Genomic DNA, 15,041 nt, shown 5'->3' with positions numbered 1-15,041 from the left:
AGAGGTGGTCGGTGAGGTCGTCACCGACCCTTCATCCGACCAGAACGCGACCTCCCCAGCAACCGGGGAGCCAGCCGCATCCCCCCGACGGGGCCTGGATGCCAGCCTGCACCGCCCGCCTGCACCGGGCGCGATACCCGGTCGGTGGAGGTCACCACACCCGCGCGGTCGACTCCGCAGTGAGCGTCACCCCGTCGGAGAACAGGCGCGTCACCGGGCTGATGAGCGCCGGCTGGGCGAGGGAGGCGAGCACCACCCGCGCCGACCGCCCGTCGGGTGAGTCGGCGAGAACCACGACGACGTCGCTCAGTCCGGTCGTCACGTCGGGGTGGGCCATGAGGTAGTCGGTGACGGCCCGGGCGACGTCGTCGTCGGTGAGCGCCAGGTTCGCGTCGGTCGGGTCGGTCGCGTCCGGGCTGACCGGCCCGGCGGGCGCGGCGGTCGCGCCGTAGAGGGACTCCTCGGTCATCGCGTCGGCGGCCGCGAGCGCCAGGTTGTCGGTGAGGTCGATGAGCCGCTTGCGCTCGAGGTGGATGCCGGAGAGCGAGACGATGACGGTCACCAGGAGCAGGACGACGAGGGTGAGACCGAGCGCCAGCACGAGGATCTGCCCGCTCTCGTCCCCGCGCGCGGGCAGGCGAGAGGACCCGGGCTGGCGGGAGGACCCGGGCTGGCAGGAGGACCCGGGCTGGCAGGAGGACCCGGGCTGGGGAGAAGACCCAGGCTGGCGAGAAGACCACCGGTGGCGCGCGCCGACGGGACCAGCACTCATCGGGGGGCCTCCTTGTACTCGTCGACGGGGGTGACCACGTGCGCCGAGACGGGGATGGACAACGGCAGCCACGTGCCCGGTCCCCCGCCCAGGCCGGGGAACGTCACGTCGATCCGGACGGTCGTGGTGATGTCTGACCCCGGGTCCAGGCACCCGGCGGAGCACGCGACGGTCAGCGCCGCCGCCGGGTCGTCGTCGAAGCCCTGGTCCGCGAGGGCGACGGTGACGGCCGACTGGGCGCGGTCGAGCCCGACGTCGGCGGTCTGTGCGACCGAGAGCGCGCGGCCTGCATCCTTGGCGGCGCCCTGGGCGGCGAAGGCGGCGGCCTGGACCCGGCCGAGGGTGAGCACGAGGTAGAGCGTGGGGATCATGAGGACGAGGGCGGCGCCGAGGAACTCCACGAGGGCGTTGCCGTCGTCGCGACCGGCGAGCCCACCAACCCGGGCCCGCGCCCGCGCCACGAGGCGCAGCACCGCTGCGCGCCCGCGGATCATGGCTCCTCCCGCAGCGCGTGCCCGGTCACCGTGACGACGCCGGCCGGTCCCCACAGACCGATCACCGGGATCGGCGCGCTGACGGTGACCTCCACGAGGGCAAGGTCACCCTCGGTGACGTAGGACCCGGCCACGTCACGGGCGTAGGCGCCGCTCAGCGACGCGGTGATGAGCTCGCGGGTGCGGGCTTCGCCGTCGGGCAGGCCACGGTCCGCGCGGGAGGCCAGCCGCGCGCCCTCCGCTGCGCAGTCGATGAGCACGGACCGCACATGCACGATCACTGCCACCTGGACCAGCCCCAGGAACATCGCGGTGACCAGGAGGGAGACGAGCAGGAACCCAGCGACGGCCGATCCGCGCTCCCTCTCCCCTGGGTTCCCTCCGGCGATCACGGCCCCTTGACGCTCTTGAGGGCGGAGTCGAACATGTCGGTGAGCGCCGGGCCGGCCACCGCCCAGATCGCCACCACGAGGCCCGCGGTCATCAACGTGATGAGGACCCACCCGGGCACGTCACCGCGTTCGCGGTCACCGACCCGGGCCAGGACGGCAGCGACGCGTTGGACGAAGGGGCGGCGGGTGGAGAGGCGGCGGGGGGAGGGGCGACGGGTGGAGGGCTGTCGGGCGTGCACGGTGCTGGTCATGGGTGACCCTTTCGCTGAGGCCGAGGGAGCGACGGGAGAGCGGAACAGGTTGATCTGGGCACCTCACAATCCGATCTGCAGCGTGATGAGTGACGGGAAGACCGCGAAGACGACGGTGACCGGCAAGATCAGGAAGACCACCGGGACGAGCATGAGGACCTCCTTCTTCCCGCCGAGCTCCATGAGCGCCCGGCGGCTGGCCTCGCGGACGTCCTGCGCCTGGAACCGCAGCACGTCGGCCAGCGGGGTCCCACGTTCGACCGCGACGCTGACGCCCTCGGCGAAGCGGGCCAGGGTTGCCACTCCGGTCCGGTCGGCGAGCGCCTCGAGGGCCCGGGTGAGGGGCACCCCGGAGCGCACGGCGGCGAGGGTGATCCGCAGCTCGGCCGTGAGCTCCCCGTGCGCAGACCGCGACACCCGCTCGAGCGCACCGACGGGCCCCTCACCGGCGCCCACCGACAGGGCGAGCAGCTCGGCCACGGTCGGGAACTCCAGCATCATCCGTTCCTCGCGGCGGCGGACCTGCTGGCCGAGGCGGTAGTCGCAGACCACGACCATCGACACCGTGGTCACCAGGACGAGGACGAGGAGCACCACAGGTGACGGGCTCCGGGTCGCGGCCAGCAGGAGTGCGAGCACGATCCCACCGGCCAGCCCGACGGCGCCCCAGGCCACCTGGGTGATCCGGAACTGCTCGGTCGTCTCAGGCCGCCCGGCGCGGACGAGCTTGCGCTCGAGCTCCGCAGTCGGCGAGCCCAGGCGCGCGACCAGGCGCGCGGCGTCGTGCAGCCAAGGGGCGACAAGGCGTTCCAGGACGCCGAAGGGAGAGCTCACCGGGACCTCCCCGAGCAGGCCCGACGTCGGGTCCGGGATCGAGAGGTATGGCGCGAGGCGTTCGTCGAAGCGGATGGGGCGCGCGCGCAGCGCCGCGGCGGTCACCAGGACCCCCGCGGCGAAGAGCCCGCCCAGCACGACGCCGATCATCGCAGCACCCGGATGTCCTGCGGCAGCCGCCCGATCCGCAGCATGAGCTGGTAGGCCGCGATCGAGCACGCGGCCCCGCCGGCGAGCACGACGACGCCGAGCGGGGAGTTGTAGGCGGCGGCCGCCTCGGGGCGGGTGGCGAGGAAGGCGAGGACGACCCAGGGGCCGGCGGCCGCGGTGCGCGCACCGGCCACGGTCCAGCTCTGGCGTGCCTCGAGCTCCCCGCGGGTGCGCAGGTCCTCCCGCAGGAACGCCGACAGCGTCCGCAGCAGCCGTCCCAGATCCGTCCCGCCGACGTCGCGGGTGATCCGTAGGGCCTCGATCACGCGGTCCGCGGCCGGGTCGGCAAGACGTGCTTTGAGGGTCAGAAGGCTCTCCTCGAAACGTCCCGAGGACCGGTAGTCGCGGGCGAAGGCCTGGAAGGGCTCGCGCAGCGGGACCGGGCCGCGCTCGCCGATCTGGGCGACGGCCTCGGGCAGGGACAGCCCGGCGCGGACACCGGACCCGAGGTGGTCGACGACCTCGGGCCACAGCTCGCGGAGCTCGCTGCGGCGGCGCCGGCTCCGCGACTTCACGAGCGCCGTCGGGCCCAGGCCCGCGATGAGCGCGAAGGCCACGGCGATCGGCGCCGAGGCGGTCAGCGCCCAGGTCACCACGAACGCGACCGCGCCGACGGCGCCGCTCGCTCCGATGAAACCGCGCGGGGTGACGGACGCGGCCCCGGAGTGCACGAGCAGGTCGTGCAGCTGCAGCGCCCACCGGGTCGGTGTCCGCGCGGTCCGCGGCGGTCCGGACCAGCAGGACAGCCACACGCACAGCACCCCGGCACCGAGCAGCAGACCGCAGACGACTCCCATCGCGGGCCCCTCAGCGTCCCGGTCGCAGCATGGATGGCAGGTCGATCCCGGCCTGCTCGAAGCGCTCGAGGTGCGGCGGGAAGCCGTCGCCGCGCACCAGCTCGCCACCGGACCAGCGGTGGATGCTCGCCGTCTCCACGATCCCGGCCTCGACCCTCCCGGTCACCGCCACGATCTCGCGGACCGTGCGCAGCCCGCGAGCGTCCATCGCCAGATGCACGACGACGTCGATCGCGGTGGCGACCGTGGGCACGACGAACGGCGCGGTGACGTTCTCCCCGGCCAGCAGCGGGAGGATGCAGATCTTCGCGACGGCGTCGCGGGCGGAGTTGGCGTGGATGCTCGCCATCCCGGGCACACCGGAGTTGAGCGCGATGAGCAGGTCGAGGCTCTCGGCCTCGCGCACCTCCCCCACGATGATCCGGTCTGGGCGCATCCGCAGTGCCTCCTTGACGAGGCGGCGCAGCGGGATCTCGCCGGTCCCCTCGAGGCTGGGCTGACGGCACTGCAGCGCGACGACGTCGCGGTTGGCGAGGTTGAGCTCAAAGACCTCCTCGGCCGTGATGACCCGCTGGTGGGCGGGGATAGAGCCGGCGAGGGCGTTGAGCATCGTGGTCTTGCCGGAGTGCGTGGCCCCGGAGACGAGGATGTTCAGGCCGGCGCGGACGCAGGCGTCGAGCAGGCCGGCCGCGTGCGAGGTGAGGGACCGCGCGGCGACGAGGTCGCTGAGGGAGGTGGCGCGCATGACGAACTTGCGGATGTTGACGGAGGCGTGGTGGCGGGTCACCGTGGGGATGACGACGTGCAGGCGCTCCCCGCCGGGCAGTGCGGCGTCGACGAAAGGGCTCGACAGGTCCAGCCGACGGCCGGAGGACTTGAGCATCTGCTCGACGAAGTAGAGGACCTGGTCCTCGGTGAGGATCGTCGTCGTCAGCTCCGGGCGACCGAACCGAGAGACGAAGACCTGAGTGGGCCCGTTGATCCAGATCTCCTCCACGTCCGGATCGTCGAGGTACTTCTGCAATGGGCCGAGGCCGGCGACGGCGTCGAGCACGTTCTTCGCCGCGCGGGCGATGTCGGCGATCGCCGGGACCGCGCCCGTCAGCGACCGCAGATCGTAGTCGGCGATCACCTCCGCGACGAGGTCACGCACCCCGGCGGAGTCCCGCGCCGGATCCAGGCCGCGCCGTCGCACGAGCTCTCGCACCTCGGATTCGAGGATGGCTATGCCGTCCACGGTGCCCCCTTCACGCTCGCCCCTGCACGAGACCGGTGCCCCACTCACGAGGGTGCCGGGTGTGTCGTGTCGCTGGGGTCGGCGTATGACCTGCTGAAGGATCGACCACTGCGTCACATGTCCAGAATGAGACTAAGGGACGGTGGGCGATCGTGCAGAGTGCCTGTGGACAAGCGCCGCAGATCGCGACACGGGTCCACCGGTGCCGGTCCGTCGAGAGGCATACCGCCGGGCCTCTCCGTTCCCCTCGAATGGATCTTTTCACCCATACGCTACTGTTGCCCCGCTGGTATCGGGTCGCACATCAAGGGGAGCACGGTGGCTGAGATCGAGTCCAGGAAGCGCCATGGCGGATGGGCGGCGATCGCCGCCGCAGTGGTGGGTGTGCTTGCCGGGTGCTCGGCGGCGTCCTCCCCTCCTGCGACCACCGCGCCGGGCTCCGACCCGGCCACCGTGGCCCACAGCTTCCTCCGCGCGATCGCCGACGGGAACTTCGCGACCGCCCTGTCGCTGTCGACGTCGGCGGCGTCCGACTTTCCCTGCGACGGGATGGTCGCCGACGGAGGGGATCGTGTCGGTCTGGCCGCTCCGGTGGTGAGATCGGTCGAGGTCGACGGGTCGAGCGCGACCGCCGAGGTCTACTACTACTCCGGCCGTGACGTCGAAGAGACCCTCAACCTCGACCTCGTCGACGGGGTGTGGCGGGTGGAGATGCCGGAGAGCTTCCGCATCTCGGTGTCCTTCGACGCCCCGACGATCGCCGAGGTCGTCATCGACGACACCTGCACCGTTCCAGTCGTCGGCGCCTCCGCCGACATCGTCGCCTGGCCGGGCAGCTACATCGTGCACACCGTCGACCCGAGCGGTGTCCTCACCGACCGTTTCGACGGTTTCAACCTTGTGGTGCCCTCCGACGACGGGGATCCCTCGACTCCGGACCACGAGGCGCTGCAGGCCGTCCCCGACACCGCCTTCGCCACCGTCTCTGTCACCGCCGCCGCACTGCTCAACGACGCGATGGACACCTGCTTCGCCTCGGCGTTCACCGACCCGTCGTGCCCGGCGGGCGTCGTCGGCGCTGACGCCCCGACCGGCGAGAAGAACCCTCCCATCACGGTGGGCTACGTCGTCCTCGACAGAATCTGGACCGACGACGGCGCGACGTGGCGGTTCGAGACGACACCCGCGACCCTCTCGGTGTCCTTCGACGGTGTACCGACCGATGTCGAGTTCACGACGACGGGGACGCTGTCCGTCGACAACCAGGACGAGCTGGTGCTGACCATCGACGCTCCGTAGGAACGGCGGAGCACGTTCCGCCGGCTCGCAGGTGGCTCCCAGCAGGGCCAGGGATACTGTCCCGATGACGCCCACCGGTGAGCCTGCGACTACCCCCACGCCGCCCGCGGCGCACGCGCCCCGGCTCCGCCCCGACGATCGCTGGGCGGCGCTGTCCGGGGTGCTGGCGTGCGCCATCACCCTCGGCGTCGCCTCGTTGGTCGCGGCGCTCTTCGGCCCGTCGTCGAACCCGGTGGTCGCCGTCGGCGGCGCCTTCGTCGACGCCACGCCCGCGTGGCTCAAGGACGTGGCCATCTCGACGTTCGGCACCAACGACAAGGTGGCGCTCTTCGTCGGCATGGCGCTCGTCGTCGGAGTCCTCAGCGCGGGGATCGGCCTCGTCGCGGCCCGCCGCCTGCGCGTGGGGCTCGGACTCGTCGCGGCCCTCGGCGCCGTCGCCCTCGCCGCGGTGCTCACGCGCGAGGGCGTCGGGGCGGCCGACGCGATCCCGACCCTCATCGGCACCGTCGCCGGGATGATCACCCTCCGAGGCCTCGTCGCGCGCCTGACGGCACCGGGCTCGACCGATCAGCCGTCGAACGGTGGTGACCGCCGAGCCTTCCTGCGCTACGCCGTCCTCACCGGCTCGGTCGCCGTGATCGCCGCCGTCGGCGGACAGCTCCTCGGTGCCTCGCGGCGCGTCGCCGACACCGCGCGCGGGGTCCTGCGGCTTCCCGTACCGGTCCGGCCGGCACCTGCCCTGCCCGCCGGAGTCCAGTCCGCGGCCCCGGGCGTCACCCCCTTCGCCACGCCGTCGGACGAGTTCTACCGCATCGACACGGCGCTGATCATCCCCCAGGTCGACCCGGCCACGTGGACGCTGCGCGTCTACGGGATGGTCGAGAATGAGGTCGAGATCACCTTCGACGAGCTGCTCGCGGAGGACCTCGTCGAGGCCTGGGTGACGCTCGCCTGCGTGTCCAACCCCGTCGGCGGCGACCTCATCGGCAACGCGAAGTGGCTCGGCCTGCCCATCCGTGAGCTGCTGGCCCGGGCCAAGCCGCTCCCCGGCGCGGACATGGTCCTCTCCCGCAGCATCGACGGGTTCACCGCGTCGACACCGCTCGAGGTGCTCACGGACGACCGCGACGCGCTGCTCGCCGTCGCGATGAACGACGAGCCGCTGCCGCTGCGTCACGGCTTCCCCGTCCGCATGGTCGTCCCTGGCCTCTACGGATACGTCTCGGCGACCAAGTGGGTCACCGAGCTCAAGGTCACCACCTTCGCCGACGACGTCGCCTACTGGACACCGCGCGGATGGACCGAGCGCGGCCCCATCAAGACGTCGTCACGCATCGACGTCCCGCGGGCGAGCGCCGACCTGACGGCAGGAACGATCGCGGTCGGTGGCGTCGCCTGGGCCCAGCACGTGGGTGTCGTCGCGGTCGAGGTCCAGGTCGACGACGGGGACTGGGAGGCGGCGACGCTCGCCGACGAGGCCTCGACCGACACGTGGCGCCAGTGGAGCTACCAGTGGGAGGCGTCGAGCGGACCGCACACGCTCCGGGTCCGCGCGACGGATGCCACCGACGAGGTGCAGACCTCGACCGAGGCTCCCCCGGCGCCCGACGGCGCGACCGGCTGGCACGAGGTCACCGTCACCGTCGGCTGACCAGAGCCGCTCAGTAGTGGGTGTTGCTCACGTGGACGAGCATGAGCGCGATGATCGCGCCCAGGAAGAAGACGGCGCTCACGCGGTAGGCCACGGCCCCGCGGGCGCGGTTCTTCGCGGGCCAGCCGTCGAACAGGTCCTCGATGCTGGCCCGGCGCGCTCGGGCGATGAGCAGCAGGCCCCGGATCAGCTGGACGACGCCGACCATTGCGAAGAGGACGCCGACGACCAGGACGGCCGTGGCTACGTGGTTCTCGCCCATGGCGCCTCCCCGTCCGGAGGCGAGAGCCGCGGCCGGACGATCGGCTGCGGGGAGGCCCCGCGCAGCGAGGACTTCAACCGCCGGGGCAGCCCGAGCACCACGTTGTCGTAGGAGTCCTCAACGAGCCCCTCGACGAGCTCCAGGTCCCCGCCGGCACGCAGCTCAACGGTGATCCAGTGCTTCTTGTTCATGTGGAAGCCGGGCAGGATCCAGCCATGGTTGGAGATGAGCAGCCCCAGCTCGTCCGGGTCGGCCTTGAGGTTGACGATCGGGTGCTCGCTCACCCGCGGGTTGCGAGTGAGCAGGGCGAACATCTTGCGGTGGATCCGGAACACCTCCGCGCCAGGGCCGAACGGGGAGTCGACGCTCGCGTCGGGCAGCCCGAGGCACACGTCGCGGCACCACTGCGCGGGATCGCCAGGGAGCGCCGCGCCGGTCGGTGTCAGGCCTGTGTCCATAGGTCAACAGTAGGCACCACCCCCGACAGCGCTGGTCGGTGTCGGTGCCCATTGCTACGTTCGCTCCATGAGCTACTCCCTCCAGGTCACCGTCGACTGCGCCGCCCCGCACCCCCTCGCCCACTGGTGGGCGCAGACCCTAGGCTGGCAGGTCGAGCCGAACGACGAACCCTTCATCCGCTCGATGCTCGAGCAGGGTCACGCGACCGACGCCGACACGACGACCTACGACGGAGTCCTCGTATGGCAGGAAGGCCAGGCGATCACCGACCCCACCGGCCCCCCGGGCACACCACGGATGTACTTCCAGCGGGTCCCCGAGCCCAAGACCGTGAAGAACCGCATGCACCTCGACGTGCGCATCGGCGACGACGACGCCGCAGCCGTGCGCGCCGCGCTCGAGGCCCGGGGGGCGACGTTCCTCTACACCGGGTCCCAGGGTCCGCACACCTGGATCACCATGGCCGACCCGGAGGGCAACGAGTTCTGCCTCAGCTGACCCGGGCGGGCAGGGACCGCACCCGGCCCCGTCCCCGTACCCCCGTGGGTAGGATCACCGCGTGACCTCTCGGACCGCTGGACGATGGCAGGACGCCGCGCGCGCGACGGGGCTGCTGCGCCCGGACGGGACGGTCGCCTCGACGGTCTTCGCCGAGATGACGACCCTCGCCGCCCGCACCGGCGCCCTCAACCTCGGCCAGGGCTTCCCCGACGCCGACGGCCCCGAGTACATCAAGGCGGCCGCGATCGCTGCGATCACCGACGGCCACAACCAGTACCCGCCCGGGACCGGGATCCTCGAGCTGCGTCAGGCGGTCGCCCGCCACCAGCAGCGCCGCTACGGCCTGGCGCCCGACCCGGACACCGAGGTGCTCGTGACCACGGGGGCGACCGAGGCCCTCGCCGCGACGATCCTCGCCCTGGCCGGCCCCGGTGACGAGGTGGTCACCCTCGAACCGTTCTACGACTCCCACGCCGCGTGCATCGCCCTCGCCGGCGCGACCCATGTGACGGTCCCGCTCGTCGCCGGGCCGGACCGCTTCGCCCTCGACCTGGCCGCCCTCGAAACCGCGGTGACCCACCGCACCCGGATCATCCTCGTCAACTCCCCGCACAACCCCACCGGGACGGTGCTCACCCCCATCGAGCTCGAGGCGATCGCCGCCGCGGCCCGGCGGACCGGCGCGATCGTGGTGACCGACGAGGTCTACGAGCACCTCACCTACGGCGCCCAGCACGTCCCGATCGCGACCCTGCCGGGCATGGCCGAGCGAACCCTGACCATCTCCTCGGCGGGCAAGACCTTCTCCTTCACCGGCTGGAAGATCGGCTGGCTGCACGGCCCGGCCGACCTCGTGACGGCGGTGCGGACCGTCAAGCAGTTCCTCAGCTACTCCTCGGGCGCGCCCTTCCAGCCCGCGATCGCCCGCGCCCTCGACGACGACGACGCGCCCCGCGAGCTCGCCGCGAGCCTCGCCGCCCGGCGCGACCTGCTCTGCGAGGGCCTGCAGCGGGCGGGTTTCGACGTCGTCGTGCCCCAGGGCACGTACTTCGTCGTGGCCGACGCCGCGCCGCTGGGCCTGAGCGACGGGACGGACCTGTGCCGCCGGCTCCCCGGGCTCGTCGGCGTCGCGGCGATCCCGGTGTCGGCCTTCTGCACGCCCGGCTCCCCGACGGCCGCTGCCCTCGCCTCGCGGGTGCGGTTCACCTTCGTCAAGAGCGAAGCCACCCTCGTCGAGGCCGTGGCCCGCCTGGGCCGGCTGCGGGGCGCCTAGGCCAGGCGCACCAGGGCGCTACGCGGACAGCGAACTGGGGCTCCCTGTCGCGCTGCTGCGCGGTCGGCGTGGCTACGCTGGCAGCCAGGCCGACGAGAATGCTGAGCCGACGAGAACGCTGAGACGACGACGCTGAGGAGACCCACATGGGCGAGGTCATCGCATTCCCCAGCGGACGCCGTCTGCGCCCGGTCGAGCAGGCCACCCCGGCTCCCGGCGCCCACCCGCCCCGTGAGCTCCTCTGGCGCGAGGCGGCTGGCCACGAGCTGCGCCGCGAGCGCACACGCCAGGGGCGCGCCCAGTCCGACGTCGCCGACAGCGCCGGCGTCTCGACGCAGTACCTCTCCGAGATCGAGCGCGGCCGCAAGGAGCCCTCGTCGGAGGTGCTGCGCGCGGTGTCCGGAGCGCTCGGCCTCGGCCTCCTCGACCTGACCAGCCGCGTCACCCGCACGCTGACCACGGCGTCATCGGCACCGGCGTCACCGGTCCTGCTGGCCGCCTGAACGCTCGGCACCAACCACCTCACCGCGTGAGCGTGCGCACCTTCCGGCTGGCGACCACCTCGTCGGCCAGCCCGTAGGCCACGGCCTGGCCGCTCGTGAAGATCCGGTCACGGACGGTGTCCTCGCGCAGCTGGTCCGGGTCCTGCCCGGTGTGCGCGGCGAGCAGCTCGTCCATCTCCCGGCGCATCCGCTGGATCTCCTTCGCCTGGATCTCCAGGTCCGGCAGGGTCCCCTGGCTCCCGGCCGACGGCGGGTGCAGCAGCACCCGCGCGTGCGGGAGCACCCCGCGCCGCCCGGGCTCGCCGGCTGCGAGCAGCAGGGCGGCGGTCGAGGCGGCCTGCCCCACGCACACCGTGCCGACCGGGGCACGCAGGAACTGCATGGTGTCGTAGATCGCGAGCATCGCGGTGATCGAGCCGCCGGGTGAGTTGATGTAGAGGTTGATGCCCTGGTCGGGGTTGGTCGACTCCAGGTGCAGCAGCTGGGCGATGATGACGTTCGCGACGCCGTCGTCGATCTGTGTACCCAGGAAGACGATCCGGTCCGAGAGCAGCCGGCTGTAGACATCGGCCGCCCGCTCCCCCGTGACCGTCCGCTCGATGACGCTGGGGATCGTGTACTGCCCGCTCATCGCACACCGCCCAGGCCCGCGCCGGTGCGCGGCCCCACCGGCAGGATCTCCGCCAGGCTCGAGGCGACCGCGTCGACGAACCCGTAGTCGCGAGCCTGCTCGGCGGTGAACCAGCGGTCCCGGTCGGAGTCGACGACGACACGCTCGTAGGGCTGTCCGGTGTGCTGGGCGATGAGGGTGAGCAGCACCGTCTTGGTGTGCTCGAGGTTCTGTGCCTGGATCTCGATGTCGACGGCGCTGCCCCCGATCCCCGCGGACCCCTGGTGCATGAGGACCCGGGCGTGCGGCAGCGCGAACCGCTTCCCGGGGGTCCCAGCGGCGAGCAGGAACTGTCCCATGCTGGCGGCCAGGCCCATCGCGACGGTGCGCACGTCACACGGGACCAGGCGCAGGGTGTCGTACATGGCCAGGCCTGCCGAGACCGACCCGCCGGGTGAGTTGATGAGCAGGGTGATGTCGGCGTCGGGGTCCTCGACGGCGAGCAGCAGCAGCTGGCTGCACACCCGCGCGGCGAGCTCGTCGTCGACCTCCTGGCCGATGACGATGACGCGTTGGTGCATGAGGCCGGCGGTGAGGCGGTCGGCCACCGCGGAGGGCGGCGGGGCTCCGGCGGCATCGGTCCGTGCGGCGGACGGGCGGGGCGTAGCAGTGGGTGACGCGGTCATGATCGCTCCTTCAGTGAGTGGGACCCCTCCACCATCACCCCGCCGGCCGGCCCGCCGGCGACCCTGCGTCTGTCGGCTGATCTGCTGTCAGCAGACGGCTCAGGCCGTGGCCGCCCGAGCAGCTCGCGATTACGCTCGAATCTCCGACTATGTCCCGGAGTCATCATGTCGCCAGCCACTGTGCCCCACCTGGCAGCGCCCGGACCGCACCCGCCCGGCTCCCGCCGCTGGCTGGTGCTCGCCACCGTCGCCCTCGCCCAGCTCATGGTGGTCCTCGACGCCACGATCGTGAACATCGCCCTGCCCTCCGCCCAGGCCGACCTCGGCTTCAGCGACAACGACCGCCAGTGGGTCATCACGGCCTACTCCCTCGCCTTCGGCAGCCTGCTGCTGCTCGGCGGCCGGCTCTCGGACATGTTCGGCCGCCGCCGGATGTTCCTCATCGGCCTGGTCGGCTTCGCGGCAGCCTCCGCCCTCGGCGGCGCCGCGCAGTCCTTCGAGATGCTCGTCGGTGCCCGCGCCCTCCAGGGCACTTTCGGTGCCGCCCTCGCCCCGGCTGCCCTCGCCGTGCTCACCACGACGTTCACCATTCCCGAGGAACGTGGCCGCGCCTTCGGCGTCTTCGGAGCGATCGCCGGGATAGGCGGCGCGATCGGGCTGCTGCTCGGCGGCTACCTCACGGAGAACTTCGACTGGCGGTGGAACCTCTACGTCAACGTCCTCATCGCGATCGTCGCGTTTGTCGCCGGGGTCGCCCTGCTCGCCCGTGGTGGGCACACGGGTCGCCAGTCGCTCGACGTCCCCGGTGTGCTGCTCGGTTCGCTCGGGCTGTTCTTCCTCGTGTTCGGCTTCTCCCAGGCCGAGCCCCAGGGCTGGGACTCCCCACTCACGTGGGGTTCGCTCGTGCTGAGCGGTGTGCTCCTCGTGGGGTTCGTCGTACGCCAGCGCACCTCGGCCAACCCGGTGCTGCCGATGAGCATCGTCGTGGACCGGGACCGCGGGGCCGCGTTCCTGGCGATCCTCGTCGCGGGCTCGGGAATCTTCGGAGTCTTCCTCTTCCTCACGTACTACCTGCAGTCGACCCTCGCGTTCACCCCGATGCGGACCGGCCTGGCGTTCCTGCCGATGGTCGTGTCCATCATCATCACCGCGCAGATCATGACCAACCTCGCCGTGCCGCAGTTCGGGCCGCGCGTCCTCGTTCCCGGCGGGATGGTCCTCGGTGCGACCGCCATGGTCTACCTCACCACCCTGCAGCTCGACAGCACCTACCTCCACGTCCTGCCCGGGCTGATCCTCCTCGGTATCGCGATGGGCACGATCATGCCCGCGTCGTTCCAGATCGCCACGGCCGGCGTGAGCCGTGCCCAGGCCGGCGCCGCGTCCGCGATGGTGTCCACGAGCCAGCAGGTCGGTGGGGCCATCGGGACCGCGCTGCTCAACACCCTCGCCGCGACCGCCGCGAGCACCTTCGTCGCCGAGCACCCTCCGACGACGCCGGCCGTGCTGGCCGACGCCGCGCTGCACAGCTACGCGACCGCCTACACCGCCTCCGCCCTCATCTTCCTGGCGGGTGCCGTCGCGACGGCTACTCTGTTCCGGTCCAGAGCGGACCGCGCGGCCCGGGTGGCCGGCGCCCCGCCCGAGGACGCCGGGGATGTCCCTCCCGGCGCGGTGGCCAGCGCCACCGACTGACGCCGGCCGCCCGCTCTGCGCAGACCTGCTCAGCCCTGCACAGCCCTGCTCACGTCACCCCTGGGCCACCCGCACGACCATCTTTCCGGTGTTCTCCCCGCGCATGAGGCCGAGGAACGCCTCGACGGTGTTCTCGATGCCGTCCACGACGGTCTCGTCGAAGACGACCTGGCCGGCGGTGAGCCAGCCGGTCATGTCGGCCATGAAGGCCGGGAAGTGCTGGACGTAGTTGCCCACCGTGAAGCCCTGGAGGGTGAGCCCGCGGGTCACGAGGTTCGCCATGTTCCGGGGTCCGGCGGCCGGGCCGGTCGCGTTGTACTGGGAGATCGCCCCGCACAGCGCCGCGCGACCGCCGTCGTTGAAGGCAGCGAGCGCAGCCTCGAGGTGGTCGCCGCCGACGTTGTCGAAGTACACGTCGATGCCGTCGGGCGCGGCGTCGGCGAGCTGGTCCATGACGGGGGCGTCCTTGTAGCTGAACGCGGCGTCGAATCCGTAGCGGTCGGTGAGCAGCGCGACCTTCTCGGCCGTCCCGGCCGACCCGATGACCCGCCCGGCGCCCTTGAGGCGGGCGATCTGGCCAACCATCGAGCCGACGGCCCCGGCGGCGCCGGAGACGAACACGGTGTCCCCCTCGTGCAGGCCGGCGATCTCGAGCAGGCCGACATAGGCGGTCAGCGCGGTCATGCCGAGCACGCCGAGGTAGGCGGAGGTGGGCACGCCCGGGACCACGGGGACCACCCGGAAGCCGGCGGCGTCGCCCTGGGCGACGTCGCGCCACCCGAGCTGGTGCACGACGGTGTCGCCGACCGCGACCGAGTCGGCGGCCGAGGCGACGACCCGCCCGACGGCCCCGCCGGTCATGGTCTCCCCGAGCGCGTAGGGCGGGGTGTAGGACTTGACGTCGTTCATGCGGCCGCGCATGTACGGGTCGACCGAGAGGAAGTCGTTGGCGACGCGGACCTCGCCGGGGGCGAGGTCGTCGAGCTCGACCGTGACGATCGAGAAGTTCTCGGCGGTGGGCCACCCGGTGGGGCGGCTGACGAGCTGGACCTGGGTGCTGGTCGCGACGGTCATGGGACTCCCTGCGCTAGTATTGAACTGATCAGTTCACTATA

The 15,041-nt window shown here is 72.1% G+C and carries 18 protein-coding genes; 6 read left to right on the top strand and 12 right to left on the bottom strand.

The window, feature by feature from the left end:
* Positions 1 to 151: 151 nt before the first annotated feature.
* The 7 genes from ACWA15_RS06000 to ACWA15_RS05970 all read right to left on the bottom strand — a co-directional run bounded on the left by ACWA15_RS06000 (position 152) and on the right by ACWA15_RS05970 (position 4,987).
* Positions 152 to 772, bottom strand: coding sequence for a pilus assembly protein TadG-related protein (locus tag ACWA15_RS06000; RefSeq protein WP_464058529.1), 621 nt, complete (start codon positions 770 to 772; stop codon positions 152 to 154).
* Entirely contained in the window at positions 769 to 1,266 is a 498-nt protein-coding gene (locus ACWA15_RS05995) for a pilus assembly protein (RefSeq protein WP_464058528.1), read from the bottom strand. The genes ACWA15_RS06000 and ACWA15_RS05995 overlap by 4 nt, the downstream gene beginning before the upstream one ends.
* Positions 1,263 to 1,658, bottom strand: a complete 396-nt coding sequence (locus tag ACWA15_RS05990) for a TadE/TadG family type IV pilus assembly protein (RefSeq protein WP_464058527.1) — start codon at positions 1,656 to 1,658, stop codon at positions 1,263 to 1,265. The genes ACWA15_RS05995 and ACWA15_RS05990 overlap by 4 nt, the downstream gene beginning before the upstream one ends.
* Complete coding sequence (locus ACWA15_RS05985; protein ID WP_464058526.1) at positions 1,655 to 1,909, bottom strand: hypothetical protein; 255 nt, start codon at positions 1,907 to 1,909, stop codon at positions 1,655 to 1,657. The genes ACWA15_RS05990 and ACWA15_RS05985 overlap by 4 nt, the downstream gene beginning before the upstream one ends.
* Before the next feature lie 63 nt (positions 1,910 to 1,972).
* The gene (locus tag ACWA15_RS05980; protein ID WP_464058525.1) at positions 1,973 to 2,893 is read right to left on the bottom strand and encodes a type II secretion system F family protein; all 921 of its coding nucleotides are present in this window, start codon (positions 2,891 to 2,893) and stop codon (positions 1,973 to 1,975) included.
* Positions 2,890 to 3,750 carry a type II secretion system F family protein gene (locus tag ACWA15_RS05975; RefSeq protein ID WP_464058524.1) on the bottom strand — a complete coding sequence of 287 codons (861 nt, stop codon included), beginning with the start codon at positions 3,748 to 3,750 and terminating at the stop codon, positions 2,890 to 2,892. The genes ACWA15_RS05980 and ACWA15_RS05975 overlap by 4 nt, the downstream gene beginning before the upstream one ends.
* A gap of 10 nt (positions 3,751 to 3,760) precedes the next feature.
* Positions 3,761 to 4,987, bottom strand: a complete 1,227-nt coding sequence (locus tag ACWA15_RS05970; protein ID WP_464058523.1) for a CpaF family protein — start codon at positions 4,985 to 4,987, stop codon at positions 3,761 to 3,763.
* A 318-nt stretch (positions 4,988 to 5,305) separates the two neighbouring features.
* On the opposite strand from ACWA15_RS05970, the gene ACWA15_RS05965 reads away from it, so the two are divergent.
* Both ACWA15_RS05965 and ACWA15_RS05960 read left to right on the top strand, forming a co-directional pair.
* A complete protein-coding gene (locus ACWA15_RS05965) occupies positions 5,306 to 6,286 on the top strand; it encodes a nuclear transport factor 2 family protein (protein ID WP_464058522.1) in 981 nt (326 codons plus the stop codon).
* 64 nt (positions 6,287 to 6,350) lie between these two features.
* A complete protein-coding gene (locus ACWA15_RS05960) occupies positions 6,351 to 7,937 on the top strand; it encodes a molybdopterin-dependent oxidoreductase (protein ID WP_464058521.1) in 1,587 nt (528 codons plus the stop codon).
* 10 nt (positions 7,938 to 7,947) lie between these two features.
* Here the strand turns inward: ACWA15_RS05960 and ACWA15_RS05955 are convergent, their stop codons facing one another.
* Positions 7,948 to 8,199: a hypothetical protein gene (locus tag ACWA15_RS05955; RefSeq protein ID WP_464058520.1), complete on the bottom strand. Its 252-nt coding sequence runs from the start codon at positions 8,197 to 8,199 to the stop codon at positions 7,948 to 7,950.
* On the bottom strand, positions 8,181 to 8,657 hold the full coding sequence (locus ACWA15_RS05950; protein WP_464058519.1) for an MmcQ/YjbR family DNA-binding protein: 477 nt from the start codon (positions 8,655 to 8,657) through the stop codon (positions 8,181 to 8,183). Before ACWA15_RS05950 ends, ACWA15_RS05955 begins: the two co-directional genes overlap by 19 nt.
* A gap of 67 nt (positions 8,658 to 8,724) precedes the next feature.
* On the opposite strand from ACWA15_RS05950, the gene ACWA15_RS05945 reads away from it, so the two are divergent.
* The 3 genes from ACWA15_RS05945 (at position 8,725) to ACWA15_RS05935 (ending at position 10,935) form a co-directional block, all read left to right on the top strand.
* Positions 8,725 to 9,156: a VOC family protein gene (locus ACWA15_RS05945; RefSeq protein WP_464058518.1), complete on the top strand. Its 432-nt coding sequence runs from the start codon at positions 8,725 to 8,727 to the stop codon at positions 9,154 to 9,156.
* Between the two features lie 61 nt (positions 9,157 to 9,217).
* The gene (locus ACWA15_RS05940; RefSeq protein WP_464058517.1) at positions 9,218 to 10,432 is read left to right on the top strand and encodes a pyridoxal phosphate-dependent aminotransferase; all 1,215 of its coding nucleotides are present in this window, start codon (positions 9,218 to 9,220) and stop codon (positions 10,430 to 10,432) included.
* A 146-nt stretch (positions 10,433 to 10,578) separates the two neighbouring features.
* Positions 10,579 to 10,935 (top strand): helix-turn-helix domain-containing protein, encoded by a 357-nt coding sequence (locus ACWA15_RS05935; protein WP_464058516.1) that lies wholly within the window; start codon positions 10,579 to 10,581, stop codon positions 10,933 to 10,935.
* 19 nt (positions 10,936 to 10,954) lie between these two features.
* Here ACWA15_RS05935 and ACWA15_RS05930 read toward each other — a convergent pair whose 3' ends face one another.
* Positions 10,955 to 11,566 carry a ClpP family protease gene (locus tag ACWA15_RS05930; RefSeq protein WP_464058515.1) on the bottom strand — a complete coding sequence of 204 codons (612 nt, stop codon included), beginning with the start codon at positions 11,564 to 11,566 and terminating at the stop codon, positions 10,955 to 10,957.
* Complete coding sequence (locus ACWA15_RS05925) at positions 11,563 to 12,231, bottom strand: ClpP family protease (RefSeq protein ID WP_464058514.1); 669 nt, start codon at positions 12,229 to 12,231, stop codon at positions 11,563 to 11,565. Before ACWA15_RS05925 ends, ACWA15_RS05930 begins: the two co-directional genes overlap by 4 nt.
* 165 nt (positions 12,232 to 12,396) lie before the next feature.
* Here ACWA15_RS05925 and ACWA15_RS05920 point away from each other — a divergent pair, with 165 nt between their 5' ends.
* Entirely contained in the window at positions 12,397 to 13,926 is a 1,530-nt protein-coding gene (locus tag ACWA15_RS05920) for an MFS transporter (RefSeq protein ID WP_464058513.1), read from the top strand.
* 54 nt (positions 13,927 to 13,980) lie between these two features.
* Here ACWA15_RS05920 and ACWA15_RS05915 read toward each other — a convergent pair whose 3' ends face one another.
* Positions 13,981 to 15,000: an NADP-dependent oxidoreductase gene (locus tag ACWA15_RS05915; protein WP_464058512.1), complete on the bottom strand. Its 1,020-nt coding sequence runs from the start codon at positions 14,998 to 15,000 to the stop codon at positions 13,981 to 13,983.
* Positions 15,001 to 15,041: the final 41 nt, after the last annotated feature.

Source organism: Sanguibacter sp. TS_SC_8, assembly GCF_055361235.1.
This window is presented reverse-complemented; position numbering and strand designations above follow the sequence as displayed.